The 13,645-nt window shown below is 37.6% G+C and carries 10 protein-coding genes; all 10 read right to left on the bottom strand.

Annotated features, from left to right (window positions below):
• Nucleotides 1-167 precede the first annotated feature (167 nt).
• Nucleotides 168-1,319: a FecR family protein gene (locus HS960_RS23380; protein ID WP_153845720.1), complete on the bottom strand. Its 1,152-nt coding sequence runs from the start codon at nt 1,317-1,319 to the stop codon at nt 168-170.
• A 46-nt stretch (nt 1,320-1,365) separates the two neighbouring features.
• Nucleotides 1,366-1,893 carry an RNA polymerase sigma factor gene (locus HS960_RS23375; RefSeq protein WP_153845721.1) on the bottom strand — a complete coding sequence of 176 codons (528 nt, stop codon included), beginning with the start codon at nt 1,891-1,893 and terminating at the stop codon, nt 1,366-1,368.
• A 480-nt stretch (nt 1,894-2,373) separates the two neighbouring features.
• Nucleotides 2,374-2,814 (bottom strand): PH domain-containing protein, encoded by a 441-nt coding sequence (locus HS960_RS23370; protein WP_153845722.1) that lies wholly within the window; start codon nt 2,812-2,814, stop codon nt 2,374-2,376.
• A gap of 29 nt (nt 2,815-2,843) precedes the next feature.
• Nucleotides 2,844-3,584, bottom strand: a complete 741-nt coding sequence (locus HS960_RS23365) for a hypothetical protein (RefSeq protein ID WP_153845723.1) — start codon at nt 3,582-3,584, stop codon at nt 2,844-2,846.
• Nucleotides 3,585-3,745: 161 nt separating this feature from the next.
• The gene (locus tag HS960_RS23360) at nt 3,746-5,077 is read right to left on the bottom strand and encodes a DUF4302 domain-containing protein (RefSeq protein ID WP_153845724.1); all 1,332 of its coding nucleotides are present in this window, start codon (nt 5,075-5,077) and stop codon (nt 3,746-3,748) included.
• A 3-nt stretch (nt 5,078-5,080) separates the two neighbouring features.
• Entirely contained in the window at nt 5,081-6,451 is a 1,371-nt protein-coding gene (locus HS960_RS23355; RefSeq protein WP_153845725.1) for a substrate import-associated zinc metallohydrolase lipoprotein, read from the bottom strand.
• A gap of 4 nt (nt 6,452-6,455) precedes the next feature.
• Nucleotides 6,456-7,928: a RagB/SusD family nutrient uptake outer membrane protein gene (locus HS960_RS23350; RefSeq protein ID WP_153845726.1), complete on the bottom strand. Its 1,473-nt coding sequence runs from the start codon at nt 7,926-7,928 to the stop codon at nt 6,456-6,458.
• Between the two features lie 11 nt (nt 7,929-7,939).
• On the bottom strand, nt 7,940-11,560 hold the full coding sequence (locus HS960_RS23345) for a SusC/RagA family TonB-linked outer membrane protein (protein WP_182330723.1): 3,621 nt from the start codon (nt 11,558-11,560) through the stop codon (nt 7,940-7,942).
• Between the two features lie 233 nt (nt 11,561-11,793).
• Nucleotides 11,794-12,945: a FecR family protein gene (locus HS960_RS23340; RefSeq protein WP_182330722.1), complete on the bottom strand. Its 1,152-nt coding sequence runs from the start codon at nt 12,943-12,945 to the stop codon at nt 11,794-11,796.
• Between the two features lie 52 nt (nt 12,946-12,997).
• Nucleotides 12,998-13,519: an RNA polymerase sigma-70 factor gene (locus HS960_RS23335; protein WP_153845729.1), complete on the bottom strand. Its 522-nt coding sequence runs from the start codon at nt 13,517-13,519 to the stop codon at nt 12,998-13,000.
• Between the last annotated feature and the right edge of the window lie 126 nt (nt 13,520-13,645).

Here is a 13,645-nt window from a genome sequence, read left to right as displayed (position 1 = left end):
GGTTAATTAGGTAATTAATAGTTCACTTTTAAGTTATGAGCCCTTTGATCACATTTCTGAACAGGGATGCGCCAACATTCCTGTTCTCTTTTTGGGGGCGCTATAATGATTGGATAGTAGTATTATATCATAAGCCTCGCTGAATTAGTTTTATGTTTTAAAATAAGTTAGTCTTTGTTCTCAATAATCAATTCTTTGCCGTGAACTTCAAATCGAAGGTCACTAACATAAGATAGCATCTCCAACACTTGAGAAAGTTTTACATCGCGCTGTATACTGCCACTATATTCTTTGTTGAGTTGTACATTACCTCTAAATTTTACCTCTAAATCGTACCATCGTGACAATTGATGGGCAATATTTACAATCGTTTCCTTTTTAAAGTAAAATTCATTGTTATGCCAAGCTAAATCTTGCTGAATATCAGCTTTCCCTTTTATTACGTAATCTTTTGAAAGGGATGCAAATTCTCCTGGACTCAGTTCTAGTTTTTTGTCCTTCTGTCTTACTTCGACCTTTCCCTCGACTAAAGTTGTACGGATATCATCGTGATAAGCAAATACATTGAAATGCGTGCCCAAAACTTTGATTTCACCAGCTTTTGAATCAACGAAAAAAGGCTTTTTAGCATCGTGTGCCACTTCAAAATAAGCCTCCCCCTCTAAACTCACTCTTCTTTCATTTTCTGAAAATTGTGCTGGAAATTTTAATTTAGACTGTGCATTGACCCAGACTTTGGTACCATCACTCAATGTAATTTTGTAAAAACTTGCACGCGGTACTATGAGCGCATTCAAATGAGATACATGCTCACTTCTATCGTTTTTAACGATTAATTCCGAGGCATTTCCGACAAATGTTTTGTTTTTATCGTAGGTCTTGGAAGTCTTGTCATTAAATACAACCTTTTCACCATTGGACAGCTGTAAAATGGCCCCACTCTGTGCCGGTTCGACATCCTGCCCCAAATTCAAAGTTAGATTATGTACAGCATCGTCATCTGTCGCCCAATAACTGCTCTGCCATAGATAGAAAAAACTGGTCAATAGAAGTAACGAAGCTGCAATGCCGATAAACCACTTATGATTAGTTTTATTTTTCTTGGTATTAAGTTTTTCCCAAGCTCTATTTGCATCTAATTGCTTAACGATGGCCAAATCTTGTTCAATACTCTTTGCTTTTCGAAATGATTCTAGAAGCCGTCTATTTTGGTCACTAGCCTGTAGCCATTCTTCAAATTGTACTTTTTCTACCTCAGTCAATTGACCGAATAAAAATTTTTGAAGCAGCTGGGAGATATGCCCTGAGTTTTCTTCCATATTGTATAGTAAAGAAACTTAAGGCTAGAAAAGGGGTGACAAGAATTTAAATATTTTTTAACAAAAATATAATAACGGGTAAAAACTCAGGATTTAGCCGTTTTAACAACATTTTCATACCGCGTTGTTTTTGGGTTTTTACGGTATTGATGCTAATTTTCAATTCCCGGGTTATTTCAAGATTAGACAAGCCATCTAAATAGCCAAGGCGAAAGACCTGTTGACAAGAGGTTGGCATCTGTTCGATAATTCTGTAAATTTCCTGAATGGCCTCGCTATGAATCATGTTTAATTCAAGGGCTATATTATCCTCTTCTGTAAAACCCACGACATTCCAATATCTTTGTTGTACTTTTTCGTGGCGAATATGATTGTAACAGGCGAAACGAACCGAACTATACAAGTAATTTTTAACCGCAATCTCATTGTCACTGACTTGCTCAGTGTTTTTAAAATAAGCGACAAATGAGTCTTGAACCAGGTCTTCAGCCACAGCTAAATCACCAACAATTTTCCAAGCAAAGTGGCACAATCCGTTATAGTGTGTTTTAAATAATACTTCTTCCTTCTGCATTGTTAAGATTCCGTGACTACAAATTGTACTTCGTAGCGGATGTTTTAGGACATATATGTGCACTTACATGTAAGTGCTTAATAATTGTGTGGTAAAAGTGCTAAATATTTTTTATTATTCACACAAAAAAGTTACCAAGCAGAACTTCATATGCTCTTTTGTCCTTATAAACTTAGAAAATCGGCAATGAAAAATAAATGGGAATTGCTTTAAAGAAAGTAAAAACGAAGAATAACACACAAAATGGGATTGTTCCCCAAAAGCCAATTTTTATTGTAACAAAGATTTGTAATGCTTATCTTTTTCAGCTCATACTCCTAAGGAATAGCTACAATTTACTATACAGGACGCTCTATTTATGGCGATTTATCGACTATATCACTGAATCTCCAATTAGCAGGAAGCCAGAGTCGTTTAGCATAAGTAACTTTAGGATCTAACAACAGATTTGGTTCGATATAAGTGACTCAAAACGGTAAACTATTTACCTGCTATGACATCGATATTCGGTGCAATCTGTTTTAATTTATCAATAAATTCGGCAGGATTTTCTGGATCAACGAATATATCGTCAATCTTATTATAGTGCAGTACCATTCCTTTTCTATAAGGCCTTAAAATTGTAAGTCTCATCGTACCAAACCAGTCTACCTTATCAGTTTCTAATTTACGTATAGAAGTAACATCTACAGACTTTGTACCCGAGACTGTCTTAATAAAAAGCTTATCGCCTTCAATCCAATACCTTTTGTAAAAGAATGTAAAATACCAAGTTATCGCGAATACGCCAAATAACAATAGTGTGCCTAGATACAGTCCTTTTTCAAGACCTTCATAAGATAGCATCACGATAAATATAATCATCGCAACTCCCCAGATATAACTACCGAAGTTTATCTGTGTTTTAAAGACTTCTCTCATAACTAATGATTTTTAATAGGTCTATTATTTTAATTACTAGCGGCCAAATTCTGTCTCACGTTAAATGGAAACAAGTTATATATTTCACGATACCGTTCGACATCTTCTCTATTGTTTAACTGAATTTGATAAATACGATGAATGACCTCATTGTCAATATTCCTTTTCATAAAATCGATTTCATCTGCTAATAATTCATTCTTCACATTATCCAACCAGTCTTTTGATAAGAGCTTTTGTATCCGACCTACTTCTTGCAAGAATTTATGATCACTATAACGTACTGCTACTTGCTGAAGACTATCTTTTTGATGTCTGTTTTTATCCTTATAACGATCCACTAGTGTTAAGTATTCATTATATAACTTGTTGTTTTTCCCACCTGATACAACCGCCATTTTAATAGATTTGCTTCCATTTTTAGCCAACAGTAGTTCTTCTAACTCCGCTTGTTTACCAGGACTTTCAAGCAAGAACTTATATTTTCCGGACTCATTGGGATCGAGCCAAAATGTAGTTGAAATATAATACTTTGGTGTACCAAGTTCAGGCTGACGGGCAAATCGCTCAATCTCCTGCGACTTCACAACATCCCGCTCCCACGAAAAAACCAATTGATAAATCCCCTTTGGAAGCGATTTACTAGTTAAATCAAAATCTTCTTGATCTAATGTATCAGACATCATCTTTTCACCTGTCTCGAAACTATATAAATCGATATAGAAGGGCGCTGATAGGGGAAGCTTTCCTATAATTTCAGTCTTTATCACATGAGTCTGCCTATAACAAGCACAAAAAATAAGAACTGAAAAATAGATAAGTAGGTAACGAATATTCATCATAATCCAGCTCACATGGCCAAGCCATATTATTATACATAAAAATATCAGTATCGACCCGAACATCGCCCGATCGATACTGAAATAAAACATTAATTATTTTGGCCTGTAAAATAAAAATCAGGATGCTCAACGCTCTTAAATTGAGACATAACTTCCCCAGTTTCAGAATTCACGAAATACCCGAGTTCAAATGTATCTACATTGATCCGCTCCTGCAGTAAATAGCGTACATCGTTATAAAGAGCTCCATCATTCCCCGAAGGTGTTCCACTTAACGTAAACTTAAATTTACCATTTTCAACTGTATAGGTATAGTTATAGGTTAGGTTGAATGTCTTCGAACCTTCGTATGTCGTATTAAACACAATAGACATTCTTTTATTAACCGATTGGAACTTAAAATCTATGGTCCTTAAAATAAAGAAATTAACCCCGTCGAATGCCCATCTATTAATTCCTGCTTTTGCTTGCGCTTTACGTGTTGCAAAATTTGTACTCCAGCCATTATACGTGGTCGCATCTGGAATTGTAATCACAGAGAAACTTGCCCCTAACGCTGTAAGATACGGAACCACAGAAGAAGAATTAATTTTCAACGGATATTCCTTACCATCTTTGTCAAGACCAACAAGAGAATTCTCATCCTTCCATATGAAACGTTTTAGTTGAACATTATTTATCACCACTCCGCCAACGATTTCAATACCGTCAATTGTATTACAGAATTCAACAAAAGAAGAAGAAAAGCTTCCATCTGAATTGGCTGTAATAATAGACATTCTTTTGGTTCGAAAACCAAATGCCAATTCTGCTTCCACATTGCCCACAACAATAGAGGTCAAGGGGTTTTTCTTAAAAAATGCTTTGTTTTTATTAATTACATCAAGATAGCCCTTCGAAGTATATTTTTTGGCTTCATCTTCTTTTGCTTTAACCAAAATAAGCGGTTTAATAAACTTCCGTCCCTGAAAAAACAAGGTATCGCCATGGGTCTTCACGTAATCGTATTCATTATCACTACCATGCCCTTTTCCAGCTGTTCCACCATACACACTAGGATCTGGGTCTTGCAACATAGTAATATAGTTATACGTGTCAAAAGAAAGCGTAGCATACATTATCTGACGTATGCGATAGGTGGACTCTTTTATCACAGAAGCTGTAGTCTCGTTCAAATCCGCAACCATCTTTAATCGATCATTTTCACCAAACTGCATATAGAAGCCATATCCCCCTTTGGATATCTCCGTGGTTGTATAAGCTTTCCATCCGTATGGTGCATCTACCAATGTCTTTTTAACATACAATAATGTATCGGAAATCCTATCGTCGGGATTACCGAATATGGGATCCATTTCTTTTGGTTTGCTACAACTGAAAGCCAATAGGACCAAAAACATTAAATAAAATATCTTTTTCATAATTTAATACTTCCTTAAATTTACTTTGCCCATAAATGTTGCATTTGGATCCTTTGTATCTTTTAAGATCAAAAATTGCAGATAATCGCTCGGATTAACCGACAAATCAACTTGTTTCCAGTCGGCCGAAAAACTAGTACTGCCCAAATAATCGATCAGGGGTTTCGTATCTTTTAATACCCAGTCGATGTTACCATTACCATAATTATTGCCTGTCCCTTGGGTCGCCGACTTAGCGATTTTAAATGTATTGTCTGCATTTTTTACAATATCAAAGTCATAGGATGCCGTGTAGGTTACACTATTATCGCCAAAACCGATGTTTAATGTCGCCTTTGTGGCGGAGACAAACTGGAAGGTCATTGATTTGGTGGTCCAGCCTCCGAGCTCATCCAAAATTGCCATAAATAGTGATCGTTGCTTGCTGGAAATCGTGTTTTCTAATCCCCAGGTGTTTCGGATATCCCAGTCCAACGAACCAACATAGTCATTGCTTAATGCTGTTGTGGCGGAATACCGGCTAGATTTATATTTTTCCGCCATGACGCGCTGAAATTCAATCTGCAATTGCGTTACATCGATGTTAAAATTTTGCATCATATAATCCCGTACAATCGCTTCTTTTTGTTTAAACTTGGGGTAAGCATCCTTTCCACTATCGTAAGCAAAATCGTCATAATATAATTGACCAGCGACGATTAAATGTGATAAGACTTCAGCAAAATCTTCTCCAATCGACTTTCTCGAATAAGGTGTAATGAAGCCCAATGATCTTGCTTTTGCCTGGTCATTCTCCTGTGCAGTCCAATTCGAGTAATAATCACCTGCACAGATTTTTCCGAACTCAGCAGGGATAAATCTCATCTGATTAAGGATATGGGTAAATTCATGGTGAATAACCTGAAGGTTACCGGTTACAGAATTTGAATTCGCAATGTCAAAATTATTAACCCCATACAAAGTGATCCTTCTACCTCCGTCTGCAGTTCCACCTTTTACTGAACCATCCACATCGTAGTCACCTGATCCAAATAAAGCAAACTGTTTGGGTGTGTATGTTTTTATAAAGGGTACTCCCCCGATTTTCTTATAAACATCCAAAAATCCATTAATTACCACATCCATTTGCGGAATAACCTTGGATTCGTCTGCCGGTGCTATATTTTTATTGATATCATGCATATTTCGCTGATACCGATAGACTACTTCAATATTATAGGGATCGGTCAGATTCTTTGTAATCCATTCGTCGATAGCTCCTGGAACAAAGGTGTCGTAATTTTCAATTTTAGTATTCAGCTTCTCCTCTTTTACACAGGAATATAAACCGGCAAACAGACCGACTATTATACATGTTTTTGTTATCGTTTTCATAAAATTACCTTGGATTTTGTTCAACACCTGACAACTTCGCTTCTTGTGGGATCTGGAAAACACGTCGTGGATCCTCAGGTTTTAATTCGATATAAGACTCACTCTCATCGTTGGCAATAACAAGATGTCTTACTGTTATGCCTTTACGAATAATATCGAACCAACGTAAACCCATCGACATAAATCCAACTTGTTTAAATTGTAGAACCGTCTGAATAAGTGCTTCCTTATCATCTTGAACACCAAAAAATGCTTTGGATTTTGCAGCCGTTACAGCATGGTTTGTAGGATTGTAACCATCTATTCGATTGCTTGCCATTAAATTCATATCGGCAATACCAGCTGCATTATTTCCCAATTCCAAATAAGCCTCTGCTCGATTCATTAGTGCCTCATCTGTGATTAATACCGGGACCATAAGCATAGGAAATCCTGTATTTGCGGTTGCATTTGTTACGTACCAAAATTCCTTCCAGATATAGGTAGTATAGTGTGGAGCACCATAGGAGACACCGAAATTATAGAACTTCGCTCCTGCAGCAGTATTACCATTATAAATCTTTTGAAACACATTGATACCCATAGCATAACGATTATTCCACCAGCGTTGATAACCACTGTAAGTTTCGTTAATCAGCAAACTATAAGGTTGATCGGCTTTGGAAAAGACCGTATGCACCTCCTCGAAGGTCATTTTCTTGAATGTGGAATTATAGGGGATTAATTTTCCTGCAAAATTTCCTCCTGCAAAAATTTTGTTAGCATTGTCAACCACTTTTTGCCACTCGCCGGTAAACAGATAAAATCGTGTTGCAAAGGCATGTGCAGCAGCTGGTGTAAAATGGTATTTTGGTACATTCCATTCTGCTGGATTCCCGTCTAAAAGTGCTAATCCTTCTTCCAGATCCTTCCGAATATTATCATAAACAGATTTCACCGTTCCACGATCATATTTTTTGATCACCACGGTCTCCGGTTCAGTAACATATGGGATCCCAGGTGAAGTATTAGCCTCCGGATTTTTATAGTCGTAGACTTTTGCAAAGAAATTTACGAGCATAAAATGCGCATACGCCCTTGCAACTAGAGCCTCACCTTTGAACGCTGCAATCTCTTTCCCGAAGTTATTCGTTTCAATTGCTGCCAAAGCATGGTTTGCAGCTGCAATCGCTGCGTAACAATTATTCCAGTAGCTATTGGGGCTGTCTGTATCATTATTGTTGATGTCTTGCCAAAAATATAAGAAAGGAACTGGCTGGTATAGATCGCCGACACCTTTATCTTCCACATTATCTGAATAGGTTTCGGCCATAGCAAGATAATTACCAAAAGGGTAAGCTGACGTAATCAGTCTTTTGACTTTATCAACCGTATTGATCTCGGCGCGCATATCCGGTTGCTGATCCAGATATTTGTTACAACTGCTGAGTAGCAGCGTAGAAGAAATGAATAAATATTTAAGATTTGTAAGTTTCATAATTTAGTCGTTTAAAATCCCAATTTTACAGATAGAGTTACTTGCTTCGGAACGGGTAAGGCTACCCCTCCATTGTTATAGAACTCAGGATCGACTCCATTTAATTTTTTATCGGAATAAATCAACCAGAGGTTATTACCCACCAAATTTACTTGCGCAGTTCTAAATTTAATTTTACTGACAACAGATTGAGGAATATTATATCCAACTGAAATTTGCGATAAACGTAGATAATCACCTTTTGCTACACGTTCTGATGAATAATTGTAAGCATTATAAGAATAAACAGATGCCGTACGGTTACCAGCAGCATTCTGGACATCAAATTCTGCAGTTAACCCATCGAGTGTAGAAGGAATTACTGTTAAATATTCGTCGCCTTTGTAAATAAAACGATTGATCAGTTCCCTTGATACATTATACATATCTAGATACACAGGAGAATAATTAGGCTGTAGACGAACCATATTGCCCAAACCAAACTTCAACAAAAAGGAAAAACTAAAATTTTTATATTCCAATCGGTTGTAGTAACCTCCGGCAAGCGTCGGATCCACCGGTCCTTCATATTTAAGAAATTCCGTTTGATTGTCCTGAAACCAGAAATAAGTTTCACCTGGAGTACCATCCGTACCGATATAGGTCGGATAACCTCCATTGGCTGCCAACTTATCAAAGTCCAGAGAATACAAACCTCTATGGGGTTTGCCAACCATTGCTCCACCTTCGCCTGAAATCAGATCCCAGATATTGCGGGTTACATTTAATTTGGTAATTTTCGTTTTGTTAAAACCAAGTGTAAGCTGTGTACGCCAGGTAAAACCATTCGGGTCTTTAAATGGATATCCGCCAACCTGAATATCAACCCCATGACCTTTCATATCAGCGTAGTTTGCTAATTTCTCAAATTGTCCACCAATCCCTGAAGTACGAATTGGCCCAATTAAATCAAATATATTACGCCTGTAATAATCAAAATTCAGATCGATTCGATCGTTCAAAAATCCTAAATCTGTACCAATATTAAGTTCGTACATTTTCTCCCAGGTTAGCTCGGAATTTTCCAGGCCATTTATACTAATCTTGCCTTCTTTTTCTCCGTCGTAAGGTCTATAAGTAATAGCATTATAGAAAACGGCCGAAGAATTAGAAGCATTCCCCATATTAGCAACCAGACCATAAGTTCCCCTTAACCTAGCGCGTGACAAGATCTTATTATCTCTATTAAAGAAATTCTCTTGATCGATATCCCATGCTCCAGATACGTTCCATGTAGGTAACCACCTTGCGACATTCGTACGGCCCATTTTATTGGCCCCGTCATAACGTGTTGTAAAGTTAAATGAGTATTTATCTTTATAATTATAAGCACCGCGCAATGCATAAGCGAGTTTACGATCGTAGGTATAATTCATCGCAAATGGTGAATCGCCAGATTCAATCTGCTTTTTATAATACCTATAGGCAGGTAAAACCAGATTGCCATTTCCATATTCGATTCCCGGTCCATTAAAATCGTGGCTCTGCTTATCCGCATATTGGAGTTCATAGGTTCCAAACAAGTTCATGGTATGGTCATTCCACTTTTTGTTGAATTCCAAATTGTGCCGCATATAATAACTGATCATATTGTTATTGGCGACATTAAAAAATCCTCCATTGGGAAGAATAACATATTTATCGGTATTCGGAAAATCGGGATCAGCGTAGAGAAAGCGATTTCCGCTATTGACGGTTTGGTCTTGATTTGCCCGATAGGCTTTAGAAAGGTTGGCATTCTCCGTGATCATATGTTGCCTTTCGGAATTATAATAACGATACATTCCGGTTGCTGAATAGGTCAAGGAGGGCAAAATCTTATACGTTAAACCCGCCTGAACTTTAATATCCATCAATTTTAGTTTGATGTAATTATTATCAAGTTCATTGAAGATATTAAATGGCGCATAATCTCGCGTAAAATACTCTAGGTCACCATTTTCATCGTACGGTGTAATAATACGACTGGTATTGAGCGCATAGGAGTATGGGTTAATGTCAAAGTCCCGGGAATAACTACCATAAACGGCATCGGAGTTACGATTTAGAGTTCCGGGCGTACGTTGATCACGGATATTTCCCTGAAAAATAAACTCTGTACTCAATTTATCATTGATCTTATAGTTGTTACGAATATTCGCCGTAAAACGTTTTGCCTGATTGCCAAGCGTATAGCCAGGATCATTCATAAAACTGGTTGAAGCATAGGTCTGCGCTTTTGCAGTTCCGGTACTCATACTTAACGAGTGGTCATGTACAAAACTGTTTCTAAACAATAGGTCAAACCAATCTGTATTTACATTTGCATAACGTTGTAAGAAATTATAACGAGAAGGTGCATCATTTCTGAGTTTGAAAGAATCAGTACTAGGGTCATACTCATACATAAGGTTGTACATTTTGGTAAACACCCCTCCTGTTCCAGCTCTCGAAACCTGAGAGTGATTGAGATAACCTTTGTTTTCCATATCAATTACCAACTGCATCTGCTCAGCAGAATTCATGATATCGAATTGATTATAGTTGGGTTTAATATAGGTCGTAAAGTTTCCAGAATAATTAAAATGTACCTGCCCATCTGTATTTTTACCTTTTTTTGTATTCACAACGACCACGCCATTCATCGCAGCAGCACCATACATCGCAGTTGCGGCAGCATCTTTCAACACAGTAATCGATTCGATGTCGTCGGGGTTTAGCCCTGCTACAGAAGACCCTAATAATGTATTAGCATCTCCTGTAGATAATGCTTCGTTGGAGATATTGACCGCCTCATCCAGGATGACACCATCAATTACCCATAAGGGTTTATTATCCCCAGTTAATGAGGTTGCACCCCGTACCCGAATTTTTGGTGCTGCACCAAATGTGCCGGATACGTTTTGAACAGAGACGCCCGCTGCTTGGCCTTCTAACATTCGGGAAACATCAGGAACCCCAGCTCGTTCGGCTTCTTTCGCATCAATTCTTGTAGATGCTCCCGTGAAAAACTTACGATCAAGATTTTGATATCCGGTCGCAACCACGTTGACTTCGTCTAATTTTAAATCATTAGCTGTAAGTGTAATATTTACGGTTGACTTACCGTCCATAGAGACTTCTCGAGTGCCAAATCCTACATATCGTACAACCAAAACAGCCGATGAAGAAGCATTGATTTTAAAATGGCCCAAGTCATCAGTCTGTGTTGAAATAGAGGTTCCCTTTACGGTTACTGTCGCACCGCTCAACCCTTTTCCATCCTGACTCTTAACAGTTCCAGAGACACCCTGTTGCAGCGCAATTCGATCCGAACGATTACCTTCCTCACCATTCACTGAAATCGTATTGGCAATAATCTTATAGTCTATATGATTATTACGTAGGACAGAATTCAACGCTTCTTCTACCGAAGCATTTTTCAAGTTCACATTGACCCTCAACTTAGAATCAACATTTTCCCCATAAAATAATTGCAAATTGGATTGTTTGGAAATCGCATTCAACGCTTCCTCAATCCTTGCGTTTTTCATCTTTAAAGTAACTTTCTGTGCAAGGCCGTTGGCTTGAACTCCGGTCACAAAGGCGAAAAGAAGGCAGGTACTAATTTTCATAATACGTAAAGGTTTACAAAACCGTGGGTCATGAGGTATCAGTCGCCACGTTTTGCCAAATGGTAAGTTATTCATACATTTACTCTTTGTGGTTAATTGGGTTTACTTAATTCGCTTTAAAAATTTCTAGGCCTTTTGATCATTTCGGAACAGGGATGCTGCAACATTCCTGTTCTACTTTACATGTAAGACCTTTAGGTTAGGTATTATTTCTCTTACATAAGCACTCCTTTTTATTTGTTTTCGACAATTAATTCTTTTCCTTGAAGCTCAAATTTCAAATCGCAGACGTAAGTCAACATTTCCAAAACTTCGGACAGCTTAACATCGCGTTTAAAATTACCGTTATACACCTTATCCAGCGCCACATCTTTCTTAAATCGAACCTGAACATCGTACCATTTAGATAGTGTAGAGGCAATCTCTACAATCGTTTCTTTCTTAAAATAAAACTGATTATTATGCCAGGAAAGATCGTGATCTAAGTCTGCCTTCCCTTTGCTGAGAAGTTCACCTTTGAGATTCGCATACTCTCCGGGCTCAAGAACGATAACATTGCCTGAATGGCTAACTTGAACTCTTCCCGAGGATAATGTCGTACGGACATTACTACTATAAGCGTTAACATTGAAATGTGTCCCCAACACCTTCACTTCGCTTCCTCTAGATTCCACAACAAAAGGACGCTCAGCTTCATGAGCAACCTCGAAGTAAGCCTCCCCCTCCAAGATGACGCGACGCTCATTTTCTTTGAACTTTACAGGAAATTTAAGCTGAGAGTTGGCATTTACCCAAACCTGAGTACCATCTTCTAAATTTAATTTATAAAAATTACCCTTAGGAACAACCAGCGTATTAAATTGTATTCGAGTCTCTGCTTTCGGATTATTCAGTTGATCAACACTATCTTTATTCGTTAAGGCAACTATTTTCGGATCAACAGCTTTGTTAGATTTCTCCAAAGGCATAATCGATCCATCCGCCAGGACGAGTAAAGCTCCAGATTTCGCCGGTGAAATATCCCCTTTTACAGGATGTACAATTGCTACTTTCTCTAAAACTTTACCTTTCTGCTGAAGGATATAAAAGAGCGATGTTCCCAGCAATATTACGAGAATGGCTGCCGCACGAAGAAGTGGTCTATAATTTCTCTTTGCTTTAGCGGAAACATGTTGAATTTTATGCCAAGCACCATCTTCATCCAAATTGTCCAAAAAGATAAGATCCTCCTCAATATTTTTTGCGTCCCGAAAGCTCTCAAGCAAATCATCATTACTTTTGTCAGATTTCCGCCATTGCTCAATAGCATCCCGATCCGTCATGGTTTCTTGACCACGAAGTAACTTATTGATGAGTTTGGCTATGTAATTGGTATTAGCTTTCATATCTATAGGTTAGAAACCCTATAGATTCGTCAAGGGTGACAGGAAATTAAAATTATTTTAATAAAAAAATAATAAAGGGTAAAAATTCGGGGTGTAGCTTATCTAATAAAATCTTCATACCACGCTGTTTTTGCGTTTTCACTGTATTTACGCTGATCTGAAGTCTTTCTGTAATTTCAAGATTCGACAACCCTTCCAAATAGCCCATCTTAAAAATTTTCTGACAAGCAGCCGGCATTTCAGCAATAATCCGATAGACTTCATTGATCACTTCGGTATGAATCATAGAAAGCTCAACTGAATGCGCATCTTCCTCAATGAACTTTACTCGGGTCCAATACTTTTCCTTTACTTTTTCATGCCTTAAATGCTTCAGACAAGAAAACCGCACCGCAGTATATAAATAGTTCCGTACAAAAGTTTCGGATTCATCCATTCGTTGCTGCTCTCTAAAGAATGTAATAAATGCCTCTTGCACCAAATCCTCTGCAATAGCAGACTCTCCTACAAATTTCCATGCAAAATGACACAAGCTTTTATAATGCGTTCTAAATAACTTCTCTTCAGGGCCCATAATTCCAACGGGTATAACAAAATTGATTAGAAACAGTCCTTGGCGGCTGATTAACTACTCTAAAGATAGAATTTTTAAATTTTGTTTAACAAGATTTAACATTTTTATTACATAAAATATGAATAT

This window comes from Sphingobacterium paramultivorum, assembly GCF_014109745.1.
In the GTDB taxonomy this organism is placed as follows: domain Bacteria; phylum Bacteroidota; class Bacteroidia; order Sphingobacteriales; family Sphingobacteriaceae; genus Sphingobacterium; species Sphingobacterium paramultivorum.
This window is presented reverse-complemented; position numbering and strand designations above follow the sequence as displayed.

What these genes read in the sequence shown, in the direction of transcription:
- HS960_RS23380 (WP_153845720.1), bottom strand. Translation starts at nt 1,319, where the DNA reads ATGGAAGAAAACTCAGGGCATATCTCCCAGCTGCTTCAAAAATTTTTA.
- HS960_RS23360 (WP_153845724.1), bottom strand. Translation starts at nt 5,077, where the DNA reads ATGAAAAAGATATTTTATTTAATGTTTTTGGTCCTATTGGCTTTCAGT.
- HS960_RS23350 (WP_153845726.1), bottom strand. Translation starts at nt 7,928, where the DNA reads ATGAAACTTACAAATCTTAAATATTTATTCATTTCTTCTACGCTGCTA.
- HS960_RS23355 (WP_153845725.1), bottom strand. Translation starts at nt 6,451, where the DNA reads ATGAAAACGATAACAAAAACATGTATAATAGTCGGTCTGTTTGCCGGT.
- HS960_RS23370 (WP_153845722.1), bottom strand. Translation starts at nt 2,814, where the DNA reads ATGAGAGAAGTCTTTAAAACACAGATAAACTTCGGTAGTTATATCTGG.
- HS960_RS23340 (WP_182330722.1), bottom strand. Translation starts at nt 12,945, where the DNA reads ATGAAAGCTAATACCAATTACATAGCCAAACTCATCAATAAGTTACTT.
- HS960_RS23375 (WP_153845721.1), bottom strand. Translation starts at nt 1,893, where the DNA reads ATGCAGAAGGAAGAAGTATTATTTAAAACACACTATAACGGATTGTGC.
- HS960_RS23335 (WP_153845729.1), bottom strand. Translation starts at nt 13,519, where the DNA reads ATGGGCCCTGAAGAGAAGTTATTTAGAACGCATTATAAAAGCTTGTGT.
- HS960_RS23345 (WP_182330723.1), bottom strand. Translation starts at nt 11,560, where the DNA reads ATGAAAATTAGTACCTGCCTTCTTTTCGCCTTTGTGACCGGAGTTCAA.